The organism is Curtobacterium sp. MCLR17_040 (assembly GCF_003234735.1).
Taxonomy (GTDB): domain Bacteria; phylum Actinomycetota; class Actinomycetes; order Actinomycetales; family Microbacteriaceae; genus Curtobacterium; species Curtobacterium flaccumfaciens.
Map to the genome: position 1 here is coordinate 63,046 of NZ_QKTE01000008.1, position 18,549 is coordinate 81,594.

Sequence of the window (18,549 nt, forward strand, 5' to 3'; positions counted from 1 at the left end):
GAACGGGTGTCAACCTTGCAGGCTCTGCAACTTTACACCGCCAGCACCTTTGCTGCCAACGCAAAGTTGCCGAGCGTGCACGTTCGTGTACGGGTTCTCAGGTAACGTCGGCGCATGGGGCGAACCACCTGGACCGATGTACCGACGACGCTGCGGCAGCAGGTGGAGGGGGTGCTGGGCGGCCCGGTCGTGACCGCCGAGTCCCAGGCGAGCGGGTGGTCTCCCGGCAGCGCCGACCGGGTGACGACCGCGGCGGGACGACGGGCGTTCGTGAAGACCGTGTCACGCTCGCGCAACGAGGCAGCCCTCGAGCTGCACCGCCGCGAGGCCGCGGTCATGGCCCAGCTGCCGACCACCGTGCAGGCGCCACGGCTGCTCGACGCGCTGCACGCCACGGTCGACGGCGACGACTGGGTCGCGCTCGTGCTCGACGACGTCGCGGGCCAGCACCCGGGCCGGCACCTCGACGGCTCGGACACGCCGGCCGTGCTCGACGCACTCCACACGCTGCCGCCCGCGACCGGTGGACTGGCGACGCTCCCCCGCATCGCCGAGGACCTGCGCGGTGAGTTCGGCGCCTGGGACCGGATGCTGGCCGACGACGCGGTCGCCGCCCGCGTCGCCGAGGTCGTCCCCTCGCACGTCCTCGACGCCGGCCCCGCGATCGCCCGCGCGGCATCCGGGGCAGCGGCACTCGTCGACGGCGAACACCTCGTGCACGCCGACTGCCGCGCGGACAACCTGCTCGTCGACGACGCCGGGCTCGTCTGGGTGGTCGACTGGCCCTGGGCGAGCGTGGGCGCGCACTGGCTCGACCCGCTGACCTACCTGCTCGACACGCTCGTCCGCGGCGAGGACGCCGACGTCGAACACCACCTCGCCACGCACCCGGTCTTCGCCGGGGTGTCCGCCACCACGATCGACGCCGTGCTGGCCGGGCTCGCCGGGCTGTTCTTCGAGCACGCCCTGCCTCCGGCGCCGCCGAACATGCCCACGATCCGCGACTTCCAGCGGCGCGAGGGCGTGGCCGCCGCCGAGTGGCTGCTCCGCCGCTGGGCCACCTGACAGCGCGCCCGCCCGAGCGGGGGACGCGTCTGTCCAGGGAGCGCAGCGCACCGGAGCGTACGGTCCACCGCATGACTGATGAGCACCGCACCCCGCGTCCCGAAGACGACGCCGCGCGCCTCGGTCTCGTCGTCGTCGGAGAAGCAGCAGCCCTGCAGTCCGGCGACGAGGCGGCACTGGACGCGAGCGAGCAGAACATCCGCGACACGATCGACGAACTGGTCGACGAGCCCCTGACCCCGCGGCAGGAGGAGGTCGTCGAGCGACTCGCCGCGGCCGGCGGCACCCTGACCGCCGGGCTCAGCGGCGCCCTCGCCGCCCAGAGCGGTCGCAGCGTCGACGACGTGCTCTCGGGCGCGGCCCGCAGTGTCGTCTGGCAGCAGCGGCTCGCCGACGAACGTGAGGACGCCGGCGCACAGCAGCGCGACCCGCAGAACGAGAACGGGCACGACGAGAGCTGATCCCCCGTCGCGCCCGCTGCAGGCACCCGCTCGGTTACTCGGCCGGTTCGACCTGCGGCACCGACTGCTCGCGCACGACGGCACGAGCAGCGGCCTGACCCGTCGTGGTGCTCTTCACGATGTCGCTCAGGGTGAACCCCGCGGTGGCACCGAGCAGCGCATCGACCTCGCTGAACTGGCTGACGACGCTCTTCGACAGTGCACCGGCGCCGTCGGAGGACACCACGGTGAGTGTGTCGATGTTGCTCATCGGAGCAGCGAGTTCGCGGGCGATGCTCGGCAGTGTCTCGATGGCCTTGACCCGCAGGACGGCCTCGGAGTGCTGTGCGAGCGCGTCGGCCTGCGCCTTGGTCGCATCGGCCTCGGCCTGGCCCTTCGCACGGATCGCGTCGGCGGCGGCTTCGCCCTCGGCGCGCGAGGCGTCGGCGGCGAGCTTGCGGGCGTCCGCCTCGGCCTTCGCCTCGGCCGCGACGGCCTCGGCGGAGATCCGGCGGGCCTCGGCCTGGGCGCGGGCGGTCTCGACCTGGGCCCCAGCAGCGGCTTCGGCCTCGACGCGGGTCTTGCGCGCCTGGGCCTCGGCGACGGCGGAGACCTCGGACTCGAGCTCGGCACGGCGCAGCTCGGCACGCTTCTGCGCGGTGATCTGCTCCTGCTCGACGACGCCCTGGGACGCACGCGCCTGGGCGAGCGGGCCGGCGGCAGCGGCTTCGGCGGACGCACGGTCGGCATCGAGCTGCAGCGCGGCACGGCGGATGGCCAGGGTGTTCTCGGCCTCGGCGATCGCCTGGTCGGCGGTGGCGCGGGCTTCTCGCGCTTCGCGGTCGGCCTGGGCCTCGGCGTTCTCGGCCTCGAGTCGCACGCGTGCACGCTCGGCACGACCGAGGTCGCTGATGTACTCGTTGCGGTCCGAGATGCCCTTGATCTCGAACGAGTCGACGTCGAGCCCCTGGCTGTGCAGGGCGTCCTGCGCGACGGTGAGGACCGCGACGGTGAGCTGGTCGCGGTTCCGGATGATCGTCGAGACGTCGGTCGCGCCGATCGAGGCACGGAGCGAGCCGGACAGGACCTCGCGCGCGAAGTCGTCGATCTTCTTCTCCTGGCCGAGGAACCGCTGCGCTGCCGCCCGGATGGACGCGTCGGCCTCGCCGACCTTGACGAGCGCCACGGCCTCGACGTCGATGGTGACGCCGCGGGAGTCCTGCGCGTTGACGTTGATGTCGATCGCACGCGAGCTGAGCGACAGCTTCGCCACCTTCTCGAAGAAGGGGCGGACGAGCACACCGGCGCCGAGCACGACCTTGATGCCGGACTCGACGGTCTCGGTGCCGTCGGCGTTCTTGACCTTGCGGGAGCGCTTGCCCGTGATGATGAGCGCTTCGTCGGCACCGGCGTTGCGGTACACGACCTTGGCGTAGATCAGCGCGATCACGGCGAGGACGATGATCCCCACGATGATCAGCGGGACGGCTCCGAGCGCGAACAGGACTTCCATGACTCCCCCTCCGGACCAGGCGTCAGCCTGGATTCCGCATCTGTTGTTCCGTTGGCTCCCATCCTAGGAGCGCACGCGGACAGCCGGGGCGCGCTGGGAAGGGTTGGGGACAACAGACGGGAGGCGCGGTGCAGGATCACCTGCACCGCGCCTCCCGGCCGGGGTTGCGTCAGCGCCTACGCGCCCGCACGCCACCAGTCGTCGAAGGGCGTCGCCGGCACCTGGCGCTTGTGCTCCGTCGCGCGGTAGCGCGACTCGATCGCCTCGGCGACCTCGACCGGCACGTCGTGGCCCTGCAGGTACGCGTCGATCTCGGCGTAGGTGAGTCCGAGGTTCGCCTCGTCGGTCTGCCCGGGCAGCTCGTCGAGCAGGTCGGCGGTGGGCGCCTTCTCGTACAGGCGGGCGGGTGCGCCGAGGTGCTCGAGCAGCTGCCGCCCCTGGCTCTTCGACAGCCCGGTGAGCGGGGTGAGGTCGACGCCGCCGTCGCCGTACTTGGTGAAGAAGCCCGTGACGGCCTCGGCCGCGTGGTCCGTGCCGACCACCAGCAGGCCGCGCTGCCCGGCGATCGCGTACTGGGCGACCATGCGCATGCGCGCCTTGACGTTGCCCTTGACGAAGTCGCTCAGCTCGACGCCCGAGGCCGCGGTGTCCTGCATGACCCCGTCGACCCCGTGCTCGATGTTCACGGTGACGCCCGGGTCGGCCGCGATGAACTGCAGGGCGAGCTGGGCGTCGTCCTCGTCGGCCTGCACGCGGTAGGGCATGCGCACGGTCTTGAACTCGGCGGGGTGCCCCTCGGCGCGGAGCGACTCGACCGCGAGCTGGGTCAGGCGGCCGGCCAGGGTGGAGTCCTGCCCGCCGCTGATGGCGAGGAGGTACCCCTTTGCCCCGGTCGTCAGCAGGTAGTCGCGCAGGAACCCGACACGACGGGCGACCTCCTGCTCCGGGTCGATGGTCGGCTGGACGTTGAGGTCCGCTGCGATGGCGGCTTGGAGTTCACGCACCAACCCAGTATCACGCCGATCCGGCTCCGTGGACCGGCGGGTTCCCGAAGACGTCGATCGGATCGACCGGGAGGTCCCGGGGCAGCGGTGACCCGATCACCACCGCCCCGGGGATCCGCGACGACCCGAACGCGTCGCGGACCCGGTGAGGCGGACGCCGGTACCCGCCGGCGCCCGTCCTGGTCAGGCGCGACGAACTCGTCGCGCCGGGATCGCGGTGGGTGGTCCGTGGTGTGGCACGGTGCCTCCTCCCCCGACGGGGTCTCCGCCGCTGATCCTCCCCCGGTGGTGAGCCGGGGGATGTGGGGCCCGTCGAACGGGCCGAGGGCGGCTGGTGAGACCGCTTCCTGTGGAAGGTATCAGGGTCCGGGCAGGGCTCGACACCCCCGTTGTGGGGTCATGACCGGGACTGCCTTCGTTGACAGTTCGATGGCTAACAGTTAGAGTCCTGATCATGCAGGCACCGGACTTCACGACACCGCTCCAGCTCATGCGGTGGATCGGATGGGCACAGCGCAAGGGCGCCGAGGAGTGGGTCCGTGAACGCGACCTCACCCACGAGCAGTCCTTCGTGCTCGGGTACCTGCAGGAACACCCCGGCGCCATCCAGCGGGACGTCGCCGAGGCCACCCGGACCAGCGCGGCCAGCGTCTCGAGTCTCCTGCAGGGGCTCGAGCGGCGTGGCCTGATCGAACGACGACCGGACGCCACGAACGGGCGGACGAAGACGGTGCACGCCACCCAGGCGGGCATCGACCTCATCGCCGGGTTCACCGACGCGATGGTCGCCCTCGACGACTCCCTGCTCGCACCCCTCGACGAGGACGAACGCGAAACCCTGCGGCGACTGCTGCAGAAGGTGACCGCGGAACTCGCGCCGCCGACCCGCTAGCCGAACCACCGCACCAGCGCACCACCCGCGCCACCGCACCGACCCGCTCACGCTCCACGCGCCTCCCGGCCGGATCCGCCGTCGCGCCCTCGCGACCCCGCGATCCCGCGCCTTCCCGACCCGCGACCCTGCGATCCCGCGACCCCACCGGTCGCGCGCTCCCCCCTGCCGTGCCGGCGTCCGTCGGCGCGCCCACCGTCATGCCCGGAAGGGAACCGTCATGTCCTCCACCACCGCTGCGGCGACGAACCGCTGGTACCTCTCCGCTGCCCCGATCGCCCGAGCCCTGGTGCACCTGTGCGTGCCGATGGCCGCCGCGATGGTCGTCAGCGCCCTGTACAACGTCATCAACGCGGGCTTCATCGGCGCCCAGCACGACACGTCCCTGCTCGCCGCGATCACCTTCGGCACGCCGCTGCTCGGCCTCGTGATGGCCGTGGGCGGGGTGTTCGGCGTCGGCGGCAGCGCGTTGATGTCCCGGTTGCTCGGCGCCTCGGAACACGACCCCGACAAGGCGCGGGACATCAAGCACGTCGCCTCGTTCGCCCTCTGGGGAGCCGTCGTGACCGGAGCCGTGCTCGGCGTCGTCGGACTCCTGCTGCTCCGCCCGCTCGTCGCCGTCCTCGGTGCCGACGCGGCAGCGGTCCCCGCCACGAGCGAGTACGTCGCCGTGATGCTCGCGTTCGTCCCCGTCCTCGCCGCGTCCTTCGCGCTCGAGCAGATCGTCCGCTCGGAGGGCGCCGCGAGGCAGGCGATGATCGGCCTGGTCCTGTCCACGGTCGGCAACCTGGTGTTCGACGTCCTGTTCATCCTGGGGCTGCACTGGGGTGTCGGCGGCGCCGCACTCGCGGTGGGCCTGGCCAACGTGGTCTCGATCGCCTACTGGGTGACGTGGCTGCAGCGGAACAGCGAGAACGTCAGCTTCGCGCCGAAGTGGTTCACCCTGCGTACCGACATCCTGAAGCCCGTGTTCGGCATCGGCGTCGGCGAACTGCTGCAGTCCGCGTTCCTCATCGTCACGACACTCGTCCTCAACAACCTCGCCGCCGCCTACGGTGACGACCCGCTGGCAGCGATGGGCGTCGCGGTCCGCATCGCCCAGGTGCCGGAGTTCCTGGTGATGGGGGTGACCATCGGTGTGCTGCCGCTGCTCGCCTACGCGTTCGGAGCGGGTGACGCAGCTCGGCTGCGTTCCGGCCTGCGCGCCGCGGCCCTGACCGTCGGCGGCATCGTGCTCGTCTTCTCCGGCACCGTGTTCGTGTTCCGCGAGCAGGTCTTCACGATCTTCTCCGGTGACCACTCCGTGCTCGCGATCGGCATGACGATCCTGACGGCACAGCTCGTCGCCGCCGTCGTCAACGGGTTCACGGGACTGCTCACCTCGCTGTTCCAGGCGACCGGCATGGTCATGCCCGCGATGGTGCTGTCGATGGCGCAGGGCGTGCTGTTCATCCCGATCGTGATCGCCGGCAACGTGTGGTTCGGGCTCGCCGGGATCATCTGGGCACTCACCGTCACCGAGGGCATCGTGTTCGTCGCCGCGGTCGTCCTCTGGCTGGCGACGCGGGGCCGCATCGCCCGAGGCCTGGCCGAGGGCAGCGCGGCACGCGCCGACGCCGCGCTGGAGGCCGCCCCGGTGGCGTGAGGCGCGTCGCCCCCGGCGTCACGCCACCACGTGCGGACGGGAGGCCCGGTGCCGGTCCGGCACCGGGCCTCCCGTCCGTCCCGTGGTCGCGTTCCGTGCGCCGCGTGCGCTTGGTGAGCAGGAACGGTCGGGTGCGCGCATGCGACCCGACCGCTTCTGCTCACGAAGCGCGCGTCGCGGCGACGCGCGCGCTACGCGCTGCGGCCGCGCCGCAGCAACAGCACGACGACCGCACCGGCCACCAGGACGGCTCCGGCACCGAGGCCGATCCACACGCCCGGCGCGATGCCCGGCGACGAGGACGGAGCACCGTCCGAGGCTCCGGTGGCCGTCGCGGTGGCACTCGACGTCGGAGCGGTGCTCGCCGTCGGGGTCCGGGTGGCACTCGTGCTCGGGGTCGACACGGGCGCTGCGGCCCGGTACTCGAACGCGAGCGTGCCCTCGATCGGGTGGCCGTCCGGCGACACGTACCGCCAGAGCACCGTGTAGCGGCCCTGGTCGAGGTCGACCGCGCGGCGCATGGTCGTTCCGGAGACCGTCACGTCACCCCTGGCGACGTCGGCACCGGAGGCGTCCGTCACCTGGATCCGGAGTCCGGCGTCGAGGCCGGCGAGCGGTGCCTCGGAGAAGGTCAGGTCGACGGACTCGAGCGGTTCGGTGACGACCGCCCCGTCCGCCGGGGTACTGCTGGTCAGGGCCGAGTGGGCCGACGCGGGCTGGACACCGACGAGCGTCAGCAGTCCCGCCGCGACGATCGCCAGTGCCGCCGCCGTGGTTCGAGCTGTGCGCATGCGCAGACTCTACCGACGGTCGAGCGGCAGCCCGCTGGGGGTCAGAGCTGCTCGCCGAGGAAGTCCGCGTAGGTGGGCTCGTAGCGCGCTTCGCTGACGCTGACGAGCTGGTGGCCGGTTCCTTCGAGGCGTTCGGCGACGAGGGCGGCGAGGTCTTCGGGCGAGCGGAGGCCGTGGCGGTGCCAGGCGTTCTGGATGGTGGCGGTCATGGCGACCAGCCCTTCGTCGAGATGATGCGCATCTCGGATCCGTCCGGGTCGACCCGCTGTGCCAGACCTCACAGATCGTGAGGAGCATCGTGACGACGAGTCCCTGATGACTGACCCGGTACCGCAACGATACGGTCGGGCCCGAGCGGCGTCGAGGCGGATGCGTTTCGCGGCTGACCGACGCGACGGAGCGGCGAGGCGGGTGCGCTGTAGCGTCGGCCCATGGAGATCCTCTTCGTCCACGGCGCGCTCGTCCGCGACGGCGACTGGTGGTGGCAACCCACCGCCGACCTGTTGTTCGACCGCACCGGTGTCCGCAGTCGATCGGTGACACTGCCGTCCTGCGGCGAGGGCCCGTCCGGGCACCCCGAAGGTGGTCTCGTCGAGGACGCGGCAGCGCTCCGGGCCGCGCTCGACCGCAGCGACGGCGCGATCGTCGTCGGGCACTCGTACGGCGGCACGGTGATCCCCGAGGCCGGCCAGCACGATGCCGTCGAGCACCTGGTGTACGCGTCGTCCTACCTGCCCGAGGTCGGATCGGCCCAGGCCGGGATCATGTCGGACGAGCCCGATCCGGTGGCGATCGGTGATGCCGGGGACGGAGCCCTGGCAGTGGTCGGGTACGACGCCTCGTCGTTCGGCGCGCGGTTCCTGCAGGATGCCGACCCGGAGGTGCAGCGAGCTGCGTGGGACCGCGTCACCGCCCAGTCCGCTGCCGCGTTCGTCACGCCGACCACCGCGGCGGGCTGGCAGGGCGTCGACTCGACCTACCTGGTCTGCATCGAGGACCGGAGCACCACCGTCGGCCTCCAGCGAGCGCACGCGGCACGGGCGACGCGGAGCGTCGACGTCCCCAGCGGGCACCATCCCTTCATCACCCGGCCCGACCTGGTCGTCGAGCAGCTCGAGCTGCTGCTCGCGAGCAGCGCGGCTTGAGACGTCACGACGACGGACGGGAGGCCCGGTGCCAGCTGGCACCGGGCCTCCCGTCATCAGGGGGTCGCGCCCAGGGCGCGGGTCCGCTCGATCAGTCGGTGCCGGAGTCGAAGGCCGCGCCCTCGGACGCGAGGTCCGTGCGACGACCCATCGCGTCCTCGGCGTCGGAGGCGACGATCGCACCGCCGAGGATCTCCTCGGCCTCGCCCGCCTCGAGCTCGCCGACGAGCTCGGCCGTCGCGCCACCGATGAGGCCCGCGGCCGCGTACTGCTCGAGCCGCGAACGGGAGTCCGCGATGTCGAGGTTGCGCATGGTGAGCTGGCCGATGCGGTCGTCCGGTCCGAAGGCGGCGTCGCCGACGCGCTCCATCGACAGCTTGTCCGGGTGGTACGACAGCGCGGGGCCCGTGGTGTCGAGGATCGTGTAGTCGTCACCGCGACGCAGGCGCAGCGTGACCTCGCCGGTGACGGCGGAGGCGACCCAGCGCTGCAGCGACTCGCGGAGCATGAGGGACTGCGGGTCGAGCCAGCGGCCCTCGTACATCAGGCGACCGAGACGGCGACCCTCGTTGTGGTAGGACGCGACCGTGTCCTCGTTGTGGATCGCGTTGAGCAGGCGCTCGTAGGCGATGTGCAGCAGCGCCATGCCCGGAGCCTCGTAGATGCCGCGGCTCTTCGCTTCGATGATGCGGTTCTCGATCTGGTCGGACGCACCCAGGCCGTGGCGGCCACCGATGGCGTTCGCCTCGTAGACCAGGGCGACCGCGTCGGTGTACTCGACGCCGTTGATCGCGACGGGGCGACCGGCCTCGAACCGGACGCTGACGATCTCGGTCGCGACCTCGACGTCGTCACGCCACGCGGCGACACCCATGATCGGCTCGACGATGTCCAGGCCGCTCGACAGCTCTTCGAGGCTCTTCGCCTCGTGCGTCGCGCCCCAGATGTTCGCGTCGGTCGAGTACGCCTTCTCGGTGGAGTCGCGGTACGGGAAACCGCGGGCGACGAGCCACTCGCTCATCTCCTTGCGGCCGCCGAGCTCCTCGACGAACTCGGAGTCGAGCCACGGCTTGTAGACGCGCAGGCGCGGGTTGGCCATCAGGCCGTAGCGGTAGAACCGCTCGATGTCGTTGCCCTTGTAGGTGGAGCCGTCGCCCCAGATGTCGACGCCGTCTTCCTTCATCGCGCGGACGAGCATCGTGCCCGTCACCGCGCGGCCGAGCGGCGTCGTGTTGAAGTACGTCTTGCCACCGGAGCGGATGTGGAACGCACCGGTCTGCAGGGCGACCAGGCCTTCTTCGACCAGGGCGCTCTTCGCGTCGACCAGTCGGGCGATCTCCGCGCCGTACTCGTGGGCGCGGCTCGGGACGGCGTCGATGTCCGGCTCGTCGTACTGGCCGATGTCGGCCGTGTACGTGCAGGGGATCGCTCCCTTCTCGCGCATCCAGGCAACGGCGCAGGAGGTGTCGAGACCCCCTGAGAACGCGATGCCGACTCGTTCGCCGACGGGGAGACTGCTCAGGACCTTGGACACGGGGTCAATCGTACGGGGCCAGCGGGCTCGACTACCGTCCGGGGCGACGGTTGTGGAGAACTGACCTGCCACAACCCGGAACCGATCCAGGGCGACCGGACAATACAGGGCATGAACCAGATCACGGGGGACCGGTCCGACTGGGCCCTGGGCGTCGCCGGGGACGGCCGTGCGGTCGGTCGGCTCTTCGACCGGCACGCGGCGCGACTGCGTCGTCACGTCCGAGCACTCGTCCCGACGCCGGACGACGCCGACGACGTGGTCGCCGTGGTGTTCCTCGAGGCCTGGAGGAAGCGGGACCACGTCCGTTTCGTCGACGACTCGATGCTGCCGTGGCTCCTCGTCACGGCGACCAACACGGCGCACAACCTGACGCGGTCGTCTCGGCGCCACCGCTCGTTCCTCGGCAGGTTCCCGGTCGACGATCCGGCGCCCGACCCAGCGGACTCCTTCACCGACGCAGAGGCCGTGACCGCGCTCCGTGGTCTCCCGATCGCAGACCAGCGGGTCCTGTCCCTCTGCGTGCTCGAGGGGCTGAGCGAGCGTGAGGCCGCGACCGTCCTCGGCGTCCCGCCCGGCACCGTCAAGTCCCGGCTCCACCGTGCGAAGGCGCGGCTCCACAAGCAGTACTCGGCGACAGCGGAACCCCTCGGAGGCACACTGTGAACCACGACCAGATCTCCCCTCGTCTCGCAGCGATGCGCGACGCACTCGTCGCAAAGGTCGACGCCACCAGCGCCACCAGCGCCACCGGAGCGCCGCTCCGTCGACGTCGCCGACCGACCCGCGGCACGGTCCTCACGATCGCGGCGGCGTTCCTGGCGGGATCGGCCGTCACGGGCGGGATCACCGCGGCTGCCCTCCCGTCGAACGACCCGGACGCCGCGCTGGAGAGCACCCTTGCGACCTCGACGCGCTACATGGTCGAGGAAGCGAACCACGCCACGATCCTCGGGACTCCGGCCTTCGCGGCCACGCAGGGCGATGGTTCGTTCTCGCTCGGCACCCGCCCCGCGGACGCCGACCGGGTGACGCTCACGTGGAAGTGCCTCGACCCGGGGACCTTCACCGTGGCCATCGACGGGACGACCATCGACGGGCCCACCCGCTGCACCCCGGGCACGACCGGCGGGGTGAGCGGTGAGCACTGGAGCCTGTCCCCAGCGCCCGGTTCCGGACACTCGGCGGCGACCATCAGCGTGTCGGGCGGCGGCTCCGCTCGCTACGCCGTCTGGGCCTCGTGGGTCGAGTCCGCGCCGATCGCGGAACCCTCTGCCCAGCAGCGAGCCGAGATCCGGGACAACCGGATCACCCTCGACGAGTACCGCGCCGCCTTCAACCGGCTCGAGGCCTGTCTGACCCAGGCGGGACACCCGATGGACGACGTGCCGCTCTCGTGGTTCGCGAACGGGTCCTGGACGAGCCGACCGGTGGGCACGGGCCCCTGGTACCTGTACTCCACGCCTGTCGAGGGCCTCGAGGTGTTCGACACCCAGTGCTACCCGCGGGAGTTCGGCCAGGTCGACGCGCTCTGGCAGGCGGAACACCCGATGCCGGAGGACCCGCCGGCCCAGCCCGCTGGCTGATGCACCATGGTGCAGAGACTCATGCGACCGAGGAAGGGAACGAGATGACTGCCGAAGCCCTCGACGTGCGGGCGGAAATCCGCGCGCTGATCGAGCACCGTTCCGTCGCGCTCGACGCGATCGCCCAGATGACCGGGATCTCGGAGTCCACGCTCTCCGCGTACCTGGACGGCCCAGGGATCGAGCACCAGGGTCTGACCGCCCTCGGGACCGGGCTGACTCCCGACGAATCGCAGCGGCTCGCCGTCCTCGCAGCGATGCTGGCCGCAGCTCCGAGCGTGCCCGACGACGACCGTGTCCGGGGCATCCTCGAGGGGCTCACGCAGGTCTCCGGGCTGACGGTCGCGAATATCGCGTCGCTCACCGGGATCGCGGAGTCCGACCTCGACGCGTTCTCGATCGATCCGACCGGGGTGAACGCTGCGGTGAAGTACACGATCGCGACCCGGACCTCGTTCCTCGTGAACGCCGTCAACCTCGCGACACCGAGGCACTGAGCGACACCGAGACACTGAATCCTGCTGGTGCCCCTGGACGGCACTGCAGGGACTCGAACCCCTTCGACCTGCTGGTGTGCCCCTGGAGGGACTCGAACCCCCAACCGTTTCCTTAGGACGGAACTGCTCTTCCATTGAGCTACAGAGGCTGGCCCGACCACTCTAGCGGCGGAAGCCCTGCAGGAACGCGTGCAGTTCGTCGACGAACAGGTCGGGCTGCTCGAACGGCGCGAAGTGCCCGCCGCGGTCGAGTTCGTGGTGGAACACGAGGTTCGTGGTGCGCTCGAGCCACTCCCGCGGCGCCCGCACGATGTCGCCGGGGAAGATCGAGAACCCGGACGGCACCTCGACCCGTCGTTCCAGCTGCTCCGCCGGGATCGCCGCGTTGGCGTGGTACATCCGCATTGCCGACCCGATCGTGGCGGTGGCCCAGTACTCGGTCAGCAGCGCCAGGACCTCGTCGTGCGTGTAGACCGACCACAGGTCCCCGTCACAGTCGCTCCACGCCCGGAGCTTCTCGACGATCCAGGCCGCGAGACCCGCGGGTGAGTCGTTCAGCCCGACGGCCGCGGTCTGCGGCTTCGTCCGGTGCAGCATCGCGTAGGCGCCCTCGGCGGTGCGCCACCGATCGGTCGCGGCGACGAACTCCTGCTCGGCGGCGGACAGCGTCGACGCATCGAGCCCCGGCCAGGCGAGCCCGCCGTCGATGCGGTGCACGGCGACGACCCGGTCGGGGTGGTCGAGCGCCAGGTAGCGGGCGACGTGTGTGCCGATGTCGCCGCCGGACACCGCGAACCGCTCGTACCCGAGGTCCGTCATCAGCGTCGCCCACATGCCGGCCACCTGCCGGGCGTCGAGCACCTGGGGCGGCGCATCCGAGAAACCGTACCCGGGCATGTCCGGCACGACGACGTCGTACCCGGCGGCGACGAGCATCGGCAGCACCTTGCGGTACCGCCAGCCGGAGTCCGGCCAGCCGTGCGCGAGCAGGACCGGCAGGGCGTCGGGCTGCGGAGCACGGGCGTGCAGGACGTGGATGCCGATGCCGTCGACGACGACGCGGCGCGAGGGCAGCGCGGCGAGCTCGGCGCGGTGCGCGTCGAAGTCGAACCCGTCGGCCCAGTACTCGACGAGCGGGCGCAGGACGTCGAGGTCCACGCCGAGCGACCAGCCGACCCCGGCGGGTGCGTCCGGCCAGCGCGTGGCGCGCAGCCGCGCGCGCAGGTCGTCGATGGTCGCGTCGTCGATGTGCGGTGTCTCGCCCATGCGGCCGACGCTACTCAGCGCCACCGACGCAGATCGGCGAGCGCGGACTGGAGCCGCTCCCCCTGGCGGACCGACTGCATGTCCGCACAGGCCGTGACGAGCCTCCCGGCGGCGTTCACCTGGCGGACACCCGCGCATCCTCTGCCCGCAACGGGGTGCGTCGACGCTGGTCGGACCGCGCCGGTCCCGGCGTGACGGCACGTACCCAGGAGTCCCATGATCTCGCTCGTCTGCCTCGACATGGCAGGAACCACCGTCGACGACGGTGGCGTCGTCCTCGACGCCTTCCGCACCGCGCTCACCGACGTCGGCCTCGAGCGCGGGAGCACGGAGCACGACCGCGCCGTGCAGTACGCGGTCGACACCATGGGCCAGTCGAAGATCGCCGTCTTCACGGCACTGTTCGACGGTGACTGTGTCCGCGCCGAGGCCGCGAACACCGCCTTCGAGCGCGCCTACGCACGAACCCTCGACCGCGGCGTGCGGCCGGTGGACGGCGCCGTCGAGACGCTCGTCGCCCTCCGCGCAGCGGGGCGACGGATCGCGCTGACCACCGGTTTCTCGCCGGCGACGCGCGACGCGGTGCTCGACCTGCTCGGCTGGCGGCCGCTGGTCGACCTCGCGCTCTCGCCCGCCGACGCCGGGCGCGGGCGCCCGTACCCGGACATGGTGCTCACCGCCGTGCTCCGGACCGGCACGGACGACGTCCGTGACGTGGCAGTCGTCGGGGACACCGTCGCCGACCTGCTCACGGGACACCGCGCCGGCGCCTCCGTCGTGGCGGGCGTGCGGACCGGCACGCATCAGGACGCCGACTTCGCGACCGTCCAGCACACCCACGTCCTCGACTCGGTCGCCGAGCTGCCGTCGGTGCTCGCCGGGGTCGACGCAGCCGCCAAGGTGTGACGACCACGTGACGACCTCACCGGTGCCGGAAGCCGCCGGGGTCGCACCGTTCGCCGCGTGGCCGGGGCTCCGCGACTGACGGTCTCCCTCAGCCGAGGACCGCCGGCGCGATGCCGAGGCCGGTCGTCATGCCGATGCCCGTGGTGACCGTCACGACGTCGACGCCCGGGACCGGCTGGTCGATGAGGAACTCCCGCCCCGGGGCCGAGGCGTACACGCCCTGCCATCGGTCGACCACGGAGACCGGCGCACCGAACAGCCGCTCGGTCTCGGTGACGAGCAGCCGGAAGCCGTCCTCGTCCTGGAACGGCGGCGCATCGACCCCGCGCTCGTGGGTGTCGCCGACGATGACGCTGCCGTCCGGCGGCGACGTGTACATCTGGTTGAGGTCCCAGCGGATCCCCTCGGGCAGGTCGGCGGCGAGCCCGTCCCGCAGGGCTCCCGCTCCGGGCATCGCGGCGAACCCCGAGTAGCGCAGCAGCGACCACCCCGTCAGCAGCGGTGTGGCGAGCGGGAAGGCGAGGGGGATCCTCGCACGCAGCATGTGGAGCCGGCAGCGGACCAGGCCGATCGACTCGGCCAACTCCGGGAAGAGCTGGTCGAGGTCATGGTTCGTGCAGACGACGATCCGGGTCCCCTCCACGATGCCGCGACCGGTGCGGACGGCACCGGTGGTGACCTCGAGCGCGGGGGAGCGCCAGTGGAAGGTGACCCCCTGCTCGGCGAGCCAGCGCGCGATCGCGGGTGCCGCCTCCCGGGGGTCGACCTGCAGGTCGTGCGCGAGGTGCGCGCCGCCGAGGGCCGAGCCGGGGGCGACCGGCACCGCCGCTGCGATCTCGGCCGCGTCGGCCAGCCGCAGGTCCGCGCCGGAGTCGCGGTACTCCTCGAGCACCGCCAGCTCCTCGGGACGACGGGCGACGACGTGGGCACCGCGTTCGCGGGCCGTGAACCCGGCGAGCTGCGCGAGTGCGAGCCAGCGGCGGCGTGCTTCCTGGGCGTACCCGGCCGCCTCGCCGGTCTGCGGGGTGACGCAGGCGTGACCGAAGTTCCGGACGCTCGCCCCCACGACCGCGCCTGCACGATCGACCACCGCGACCCGGGCGCCCTGCAGGAGCGCCTCGTAGGCCATGCCGAGCCCGACGATGCCCGCGCCGACCACGACGACGTCGTACCGTTCGGTCAGCGGCTGGTGGTCCGTCTCGGTGTCGAGTGCGGTGCGTGCGGAGCGGGGCATGAAGACCTTTCGGGCGGCGCGGAGTGCCGGTCCGGTGCGGATGCCGCAACTGTCGCAGGTCAGCGGTGGGCCGGGGTTCCGTCCCGGTGCACGCGGCGTGGACGGCGCGTGAACTCGGCGGGCACCTGCCCGGACAGGCGAGGACGCCCGCGGCGGTGCCGGGAGTCGCGGTGCGACCGTCGGACTGACGGCCGCTACGCGGCCACGAGGTACTCGTCCCACTCCGCCTGCGGACGCTCGATGCCGCGCACGACCCACGAGGACCCGTGCGGCACCTTCGGCGGGAACCGGAGGCGCCACCCCATCTCCTGCGGGGTGCGGTCGCCCTTGGTGTTGTTGCAGGCCAGGCAGCAGGCGACGAGGTTCTCCCACGAGTCCTGCCCACCGCGCGACCGCGGCTGCACGTGGTCGATGGTGGTGGCGTGCCGACCGCAGTAGGCACAGTGGTTGCCGTCCCGACGCAGCACACCGCGACGGGACACCGGCACGAGTCTGGAGTGCGGGATGCGCACGTAGCGGGTGAGGATGATGACGGACGGACGGTCGTAGCTCGACGTCGACCCGGTGACCGGGTGTTCGACGTCGGCGGCGACGATGGCGGCCTTCTGGTTCATGACCAGCACGAGGGCTCGTCGGAACGAGATCACCGCGAGGGGCTCGTAACCGGCGTTGAGGACGAGAGTGCGCATGGGTTCCCTTCCGACGTGCCTGGACGGCTTCCAGGCGCTGCGGGTGCGTCGGACCGACGACGCGAACGGGTGAGGACGACCTGTTCACACCCCTGGAACCACGAAGAGCACCACCCGGATGGGCAGTGCTCTCGTCATGCAGGGGCGTGCTCGTGCACGCAGGCTGTACTCGACCATATGTCGACGCGCGCGCGCCGACCCATGGTGCGGGTCGTGCGGAACATCGACATGAGGGTCTCCTGTTCGCGCCGGTGCGGACCGGTGCAGCGTCAGGTTAACCCAGAAACCGGTCCGGCACGAGGGTGCGCGGGCCGGTTCCGGTGAAGTTCACACGCCGGAGGGGCAGTGGTCGCTAGATGCCGAAACGGACGATGTGGTAGTCGCTGGTCCAGATCGGACGGATCTGCACGGTGCCACCGGGCTTCGGGGCGTCCATGATCATGCCGTTCCCCATGTAGAAGCCGTCGTGCGCCTCGTTGTTGAAGATGACGACGTCACCGGGCTGCGCCTCGGACTCGGGGATCGTCGTGCCGGCCTGGTCCTGCAGCGGCACGGAGTGCGCGAGGTTGATGCCGTACTGGGCGTACACGAACATGATGAAGCCGGAGCAGTCGAAGCCCGACGGGTCCGCGCCACCGAAGACGTACGGGGTGCCGATGTACTGCTTGCCCGTGGCGACCACGGCCGGCAGCGAGAACGGGGTGTCGGCGGCGGACGAGCTGGCCGCGTACTCGGCGGCGGTGGGCCCGGTGTACGAGGAGTACTGCTTCGCGGTCGCGGCACGGGCGGTCTGGGTCTGCTCGGCCTGCTCGGCGGCTTCCTTCGCTGCGGCGGCCTGGTCGGCGGCGGCCTGCTTCGCGGCCTTCTCGGCGTCGAGCGTCGCGGTGGAGGTCGCGCCGAAGCCGTCACGGCTCGTGTCGGCCAGAGCCACGGCGTCGGAGACCGACAGCTCCTGGCTCTGCGTGGCACGGACCTGACGCTGGGCGTCGGCGGCGGCGGTCGAGTTGCTGGAGGTCGTCGCGGCGAAGGCCGGGGCGACCGCGACCGTGCCGAACATGCCGGCGGCCACGGTGAGGACGACCGGCGCGAGGAACTTGCGCTTGCGCGACGAGGAGCTGGCCTTCGCGGTGTTCGCTGCGGCCGCGGCCTGCGCGGCACGACGACCACCGGGCAGCGGTGCGGAGCGCACCGGCACGACCTTGCGGACCGGGCGGCCCTCGGTCTCGCGCACGGCCCGCCGGGTGAGCGGGGCGGTGGTGGCGTTCTCGGTGTTCGTCGGGTTCGCGGGCGTCTGGTCGTCCGCGGCGGTACCGGTCTGCGTCAAGAGGTGTGTCTCCAACGTCTCGTCATCACGCCGCCGTGGGTGTCCGGCGGTGTGCAACCCCATCCGTTCGTCATCGTTTCCGATCGAGGCAGGAGACGGGTTCGAGACGTCCTGCCACGGGTCTCCGGCTCAGGGGCAGCGCGGCGACTCGGACGAGTGTACGGAAGCGTCGTTACCGAGTCGAGACCAAACGCCCCGTGGGTAACGAAACGGTAAAGACTCTCAGGAACGACCAGGAACGGTCAGCCGCGTTCGATGTAGACGTGCTGCGCGACCTCGATCGGGAGCTCGATGCCCGAGTCCTCGCCCTCGACGCGGACCGCGACGTAGGCGCCCGCACGCTGCACGCTCGCCATGCGCCCGGGCATGACCCCGGCGGTGCGGAGCTGGTGCAGGAGTTCCGGTTCGAACTGCACGGGCTCGCCCAGGCGTCGGACGACCCCGGTCGTGACGGCGTCGGTGCCCTCGGTCGCGGCGACGATGTTCTGGACGCCGTCGAGGAACCCGGCGGCCGCGGGGCCACCGATCTCGGCGAGCCCGGGAATGGGGTTGCCGTAGGGGGATTCCGTCGGGTTGCCGAGCATCTCGAGCAGGCGGACCTCGACCTGCTCGCTCATGACGTGCTCCCAACGGCAGGCCTCGTCGTGCACGAAGGCCCAGTCGAGTCCGATGACGTCGGCCAGCAGGCGTTCGGCCAGACGGTGCTTGCGCATCACGTGCGTGGCGCGGGAACGGCCCTCGTCGGTGAGCTCCAGGTGCCGGTCGCCGGAGACGACGACCAGGCCGTCGCGCTCCATGCGGGCGATGGTCTGCGAGACCGTCGGGCCCGAGTGTCCGAGGCGCTCGGAGATGCGCGCGCGCAGCGGCACGATCGCCTCTTCCTCGAGGTCGAGGATGGTGCGAAGGTACATCTCCGTGGTGTCGACGAGATCGGTCACGGTCCGCCTCTCATGTCTGGGCCCAGCGCCGACCACACTACTTGTTCGCACCGACGAACACCGACCGGCGCCCGGGTGCA

Annotated in this window: 19 protein-coding genes and 1 tRNA gene; 9 read left to right on the forward strand and 11 right to left on the reverse strand. The window is 71.5% G+C overall.

What is annotated here, in order from left to right; translation table 11 throughout:
- Positions 1–114 precede the first annotated feature (114 nt).
- Both DEJ01_RS09120 and DEJ01_RS09125 read left to right on the forward strand, forming a co-directional pair.
- Complete coding sequence (locus DEJ01_RS09120; protein ID WP_111092782.1) at positions 115–1,065, forward strand: phosphotransferase family protein; 951 nt, start codon at positions 115–117, stop codon at positions 1,063–1,065.
- A 71-nt stretch (positions 1,066–1,136) separates the two neighbouring features.
- Positions 1,137–1,526: a hypothetical protein gene (locus DEJ01_RS09125; RefSeq protein ID WP_111092783.1), complete on the forward strand. Its 390-nt coding sequence runs from the start codon at positions 1,137–1,139 to the stop codon at positions 1,524–1,526.
- Between the two features lie 34 nt (positions 1,527–1,560).
- Here DEJ01_RS09125 and DEJ01_RS09130 read toward each other — a convergent pair whose 3' ends face one another.
- Positions 1,561–3,018, reverse strand: a complete 1,458-nt coding sequence (locus DEJ01_RS09130) for an SPFH domain-containing protein (protein WP_111030687.1) — start codon at positions 3,016–3,018, stop codon at positions 1,561–1,563.
- A 176-nt stretch (positions 3,019–3,194) separates the two neighbouring features.
- Positions 3,195–4,022, reverse strand: a complete 828-nt coding sequence (gene nadE, locus DEJ01_RS09135) for an ammonia-dependent NAD(+) synthetase (protein WP_111092784.1) — start codon at positions 4,020–4,022, stop codon at positions 3,195–3,197.
- A 454-nt stretch (positions 4,023–4,476) separates the two neighbouring features.
- Between nadE and DEJ01_RS09140 the strand changes: the two genes are divergently transcribed.
- Positions 4,477–4,914: a MarR family winged helix-turn-helix transcriptional regulator gene (locus DEJ01_RS09140; RefSeq protein ID WP_111030686.1), complete on the forward strand. Its 438-nt coding sequence runs from the start codon at positions 4,477–4,479 to the stop codon at positions 4,912–4,914.
- A 220-nt stretch (positions 4,915–5,134) separates the two neighbouring features.
- Complete coding sequence (locus DEJ01_RS09145; protein ID WP_111092785.1) at positions 5,135–6,559, forward strand: MATE family efflux transporter; 1,425 nt, start codon at positions 5,135–5,137, stop codon at positions 6,557–6,559.
- A gap of 191 nt (positions 6,560–6,750) precedes the next feature.
- Here the strand turns inward: DEJ01_RS09145 and DEJ01_RS09150 are convergent, their stop codons facing one another.
- Positions 6,751–7,350: a copper resistance CopC family protein gene (locus DEJ01_RS09150; protein ID WP_111092786.1), complete on the reverse strand. Its 600-nt coding sequence runs from the start codon at positions 7,348–7,350 to the stop codon at positions 6,751–6,753.
- A gap of 41 nt (positions 7,351–7,391) precedes the next feature.
- Positions 7,392–7,559, reverse strand: a complete 168-nt coding sequence (locus DEJ01_RS18120) for a hypothetical protein (RefSeq protein WP_155896891.1) — start codon at positions 7,557–7,559, stop codon at positions 7,392–7,394.
- A gap of 222 nt (positions 7,560–7,781) precedes the next feature.
- On the opposite strand from DEJ01_RS18120, the gene DEJ01_RS09155 reads away from it, so the two are divergent.
- A complete protein-coding gene (locus DEJ01_RS09155; protein WP_111092787.1) occupies positions 7,782–8,495 on the forward strand; it encodes an alpha/beta hydrolase in 714 nt (237 codons plus the stop codon).
- Positions 8,496–8,586: 91 nt separating this feature from the next.
- Here DEJ01_RS09155 and argG read toward each other — a convergent pair whose 3' ends face one another.
- Positions 8,587–10,029 (reverse strand): argininosuccinate synthase, encoded by a 1,443-nt coding sequence (gene argG, locus DEJ01_RS09160; protein ID WP_042540079.1) that lies wholly within the window; start codon positions 10,027–10,029, stop codon positions 8,587–8,589.
- 111 nt (positions 10,030–10,140) lie between these two features.
- Here argG and DEJ01_RS09165 point away from each other — a divergent pair, with 111 nt between their 5' ends.
- Genes DEJ01_RS09165 through DEJ01_RS09175 form a run of 3 tightly spaced genes read left to right on the forward strand, consistent with a single transcriptional unit; the run spans position 10,141 to position 12,112 of the window.
- Positions 10,141–10,695 carry an RNA polymerase sigma factor gene (locus DEJ01_RS09165; RefSeq protein ID WP_111032360.1) on the forward strand — a complete coding sequence of 185 codons (555 nt, stop codon included), beginning with the start codon at positions 10,141–10,143 and terminating at the stop codon, positions 10,693–10,695.
- On the forward strand, positions 10,692–11,615 hold the full coding sequence (locus DEJ01_RS09170; protein WP_146247577.1) for a hypothetical protein: 924 nt from the start codon (positions 10,692–10,694) through the stop codon (positions 11,613–11,615). The genes DEJ01_RS09165 and DEJ01_RS09170 overlap by 4 nt, the downstream gene beginning before the upstream one ends.
- A 44-nt stretch (positions 11,616–11,659) precedes the next feature.
- Entirely contained in the window at positions 11,660–12,112 is a 453-nt protein-coding gene (locus DEJ01_RS09175) for an HTH domain-containing protein (RefSeq protein ID WP_111092789.1), read from the forward strand.
- A gap of 77 nt (positions 12,113–12,189) precedes the next feature.
- Here the strand turns inward: DEJ01_RS09175 and DEJ01_RS09180 are convergent.
- Together DEJ01_RS09180 and DEJ01_RS09185 are read right to left on the reverse strand one after the other, a co-directional pair.
- Positions 12,190–12,261, reverse strand: a tRNA-Arg gene (locus DEJ01_RS09180).
- Positions 12,262–12,274: 13 nt separating this feature from the next.
- Entirely contained in the window at positions 12,275–13,378 is a 1,104-nt protein-coding gene (locus DEJ01_RS09185; protein WP_111092790.1) for an epoxide hydrolase family protein, read from the reverse strand.
- Positions 13,379–13,594: 216 nt separating this feature from the next.
- Between DEJ01_RS09185 and DEJ01_RS09190 the strand changes: the two genes are divergently transcribed.
- Positions 13,595–14,284 (forward strand): HAD family hydrolase, encoded by a 690-nt coding sequence (locus DEJ01_RS09190; protein ID WP_111092791.1) that lies wholly within the window; start codon positions 13,595–13,597, stop codon positions 14,282–14,284.
- 88 nt (positions 14,285–14,372) lie between these two features.
- On the opposite strand, the gene DEJ01_RS09195 is transcribed toward DEJ01_RS09190, so the two are convergent.
- From DEJ01_RS09195 to DEJ01_RS09210, 4 genes are all read right to left on the reverse strand, one after another.
- On the reverse strand, positions 14,373–15,518 hold the full coding sequence (locus DEJ01_RS09195) for a TIGR03364 family FAD-dependent oxidoreductase (protein WP_111092792.1): 1,146 nt from the start codon (positions 15,516–15,518) through the stop codon (positions 14,373–14,375).
- A 194-nt stretch (positions 15,519–15,712) separates the two neighbouring features.
- Entirely contained in the window at positions 15,713–16,207 is a 495-nt protein-coding gene (locus DEJ01_RS09200; protein WP_027466591.1) for an HNH endonuclease, read from the reverse strand.
- A gap of 352 nt (positions 16,208–16,559) precedes the next feature.
- Positions 16,560–17,531, reverse strand: coding sequence for a C40 family peptidase (locus DEJ01_RS18520; protein WP_111089036.1), 972 nt, complete (start codon positions 17,529–17,531; stop codon positions 16,560–16,562).
- A gap of 242 nt (positions 17,532–17,773) precedes the next feature.
- The gene (locus tag DEJ01_RS09210; protein ID WP_110863077.1) at positions 17,774–18,469 is read right to left on the reverse strand and encodes a metal-dependent transcriptional regulator; all 696 of its coding nucleotides are present in this window, start codon (positions 18,467–18,469) and stop codon (positions 17,774–17,776) included.
- Positions 18,470–18,549: the final 80 nt, after the last annotated feature.

Excerpts from the sequence above, each read along its gene's own strand:
- DEJ01_RS09120 (WP_111092782.1), top strand. The coding sequence starts at position 115 with ATGGGGCGAACCACCTGGACCGATGTACCGACGACGCTGCGGCAGCAG.
- DEJ01_RS09125 (WP_111092783.1), top strand. The coding sequence starts at position 1,137 with ATGACTGATGAGCACCGCACCCCGCGTCCCGAAGACGACGCCGCGCGC.
- DEJ01_RS09130 (WP_111030687.1), bottom strand. The coding sequence starts at position 3,018 with ATGGAAGTCCTGTTCGCGCTCGGAGCCGTCCCGCTGATCATCGTGGGG.
- DEJ01_RS09140 (WP_111030686.1), top strand. The coding sequence starts at position 4,477 with ATGCAGGCACCGGACTTCACGACACCGCTCCAGCTCATGCGGTGGATC.
- DEJ01_RS09145 (WP_111092785.1), top strand. The coding sequence starts at position 5,135 with ATGTCCTCCACCACCGCTGCGGCGACGAACCGCTGGTACCTCTCCGCT.
- DEJ01_RS09150 (WP_111092786.1), bottom strand. The coding sequence starts at position 7,350 with ATGCGCACAGCTCGAACCACGGCGGCGGCACTGGCGATCGTCGCGGCG.
- DEJ01_RS18120 (WP_155896891.1), bottom strand. The coding sequence starts at position 7,559 with ATGACCGCCACCATCCAGAACGCCTGGCACCGCCACGGCCTCCGCTCG.
- DEJ01_RS09155 (WP_111092787.1), top strand. The coding sequence starts at position 7,782 with ATGGAGATCCTCTTCGTCCACGGCGCGCTCGTCCGCGACGGCGACTGG.
- DEJ01_RS09165 (WP_111032360.1), top strand. The coding sequence starts at position 10,141 with ATGAACCAGATCACGGGGGACCGGTCCGACTGGGCCCTGGGCGTCGCC.
- DEJ01_RS09175 (WP_111092789.1), top strand. The coding sequence starts at position 11,660 with ATGACTGCCGAAGCCCTCGACGTGCGGGCGGAAATCCGCGCGCTGATC.
- DEJ01_RS09185 (WP_111092790.1), bottom strand. The coding sequence starts at position 13,378 with ATGGGCGAGACACCGCACATCGACGACGCGACCATCGACGACCTGCGC.
- DEJ01_RS09190 (WP_111092791.1), top strand. The coding sequence starts at position 13,595 with ATGATCTCGCTCGTCTGCCTCGACATGGCAGGAACCACCGTCGACGAC.
- DEJ01_RS09195 (WP_111092792.1), bottom strand. The coding sequence starts at position 15,518 with ATGCCCCGCTCCGCACGCACCGCACTCGACACCGAGACGGACCACCAG.
- DEJ01_RS09200 (WP_027466591.1), bottom strand. The coding sequence starts at position 16,207 with ATGCGCACTCTCGTCCTCAACGCCGGTTACGAGCCCCTCGCGGTGATC.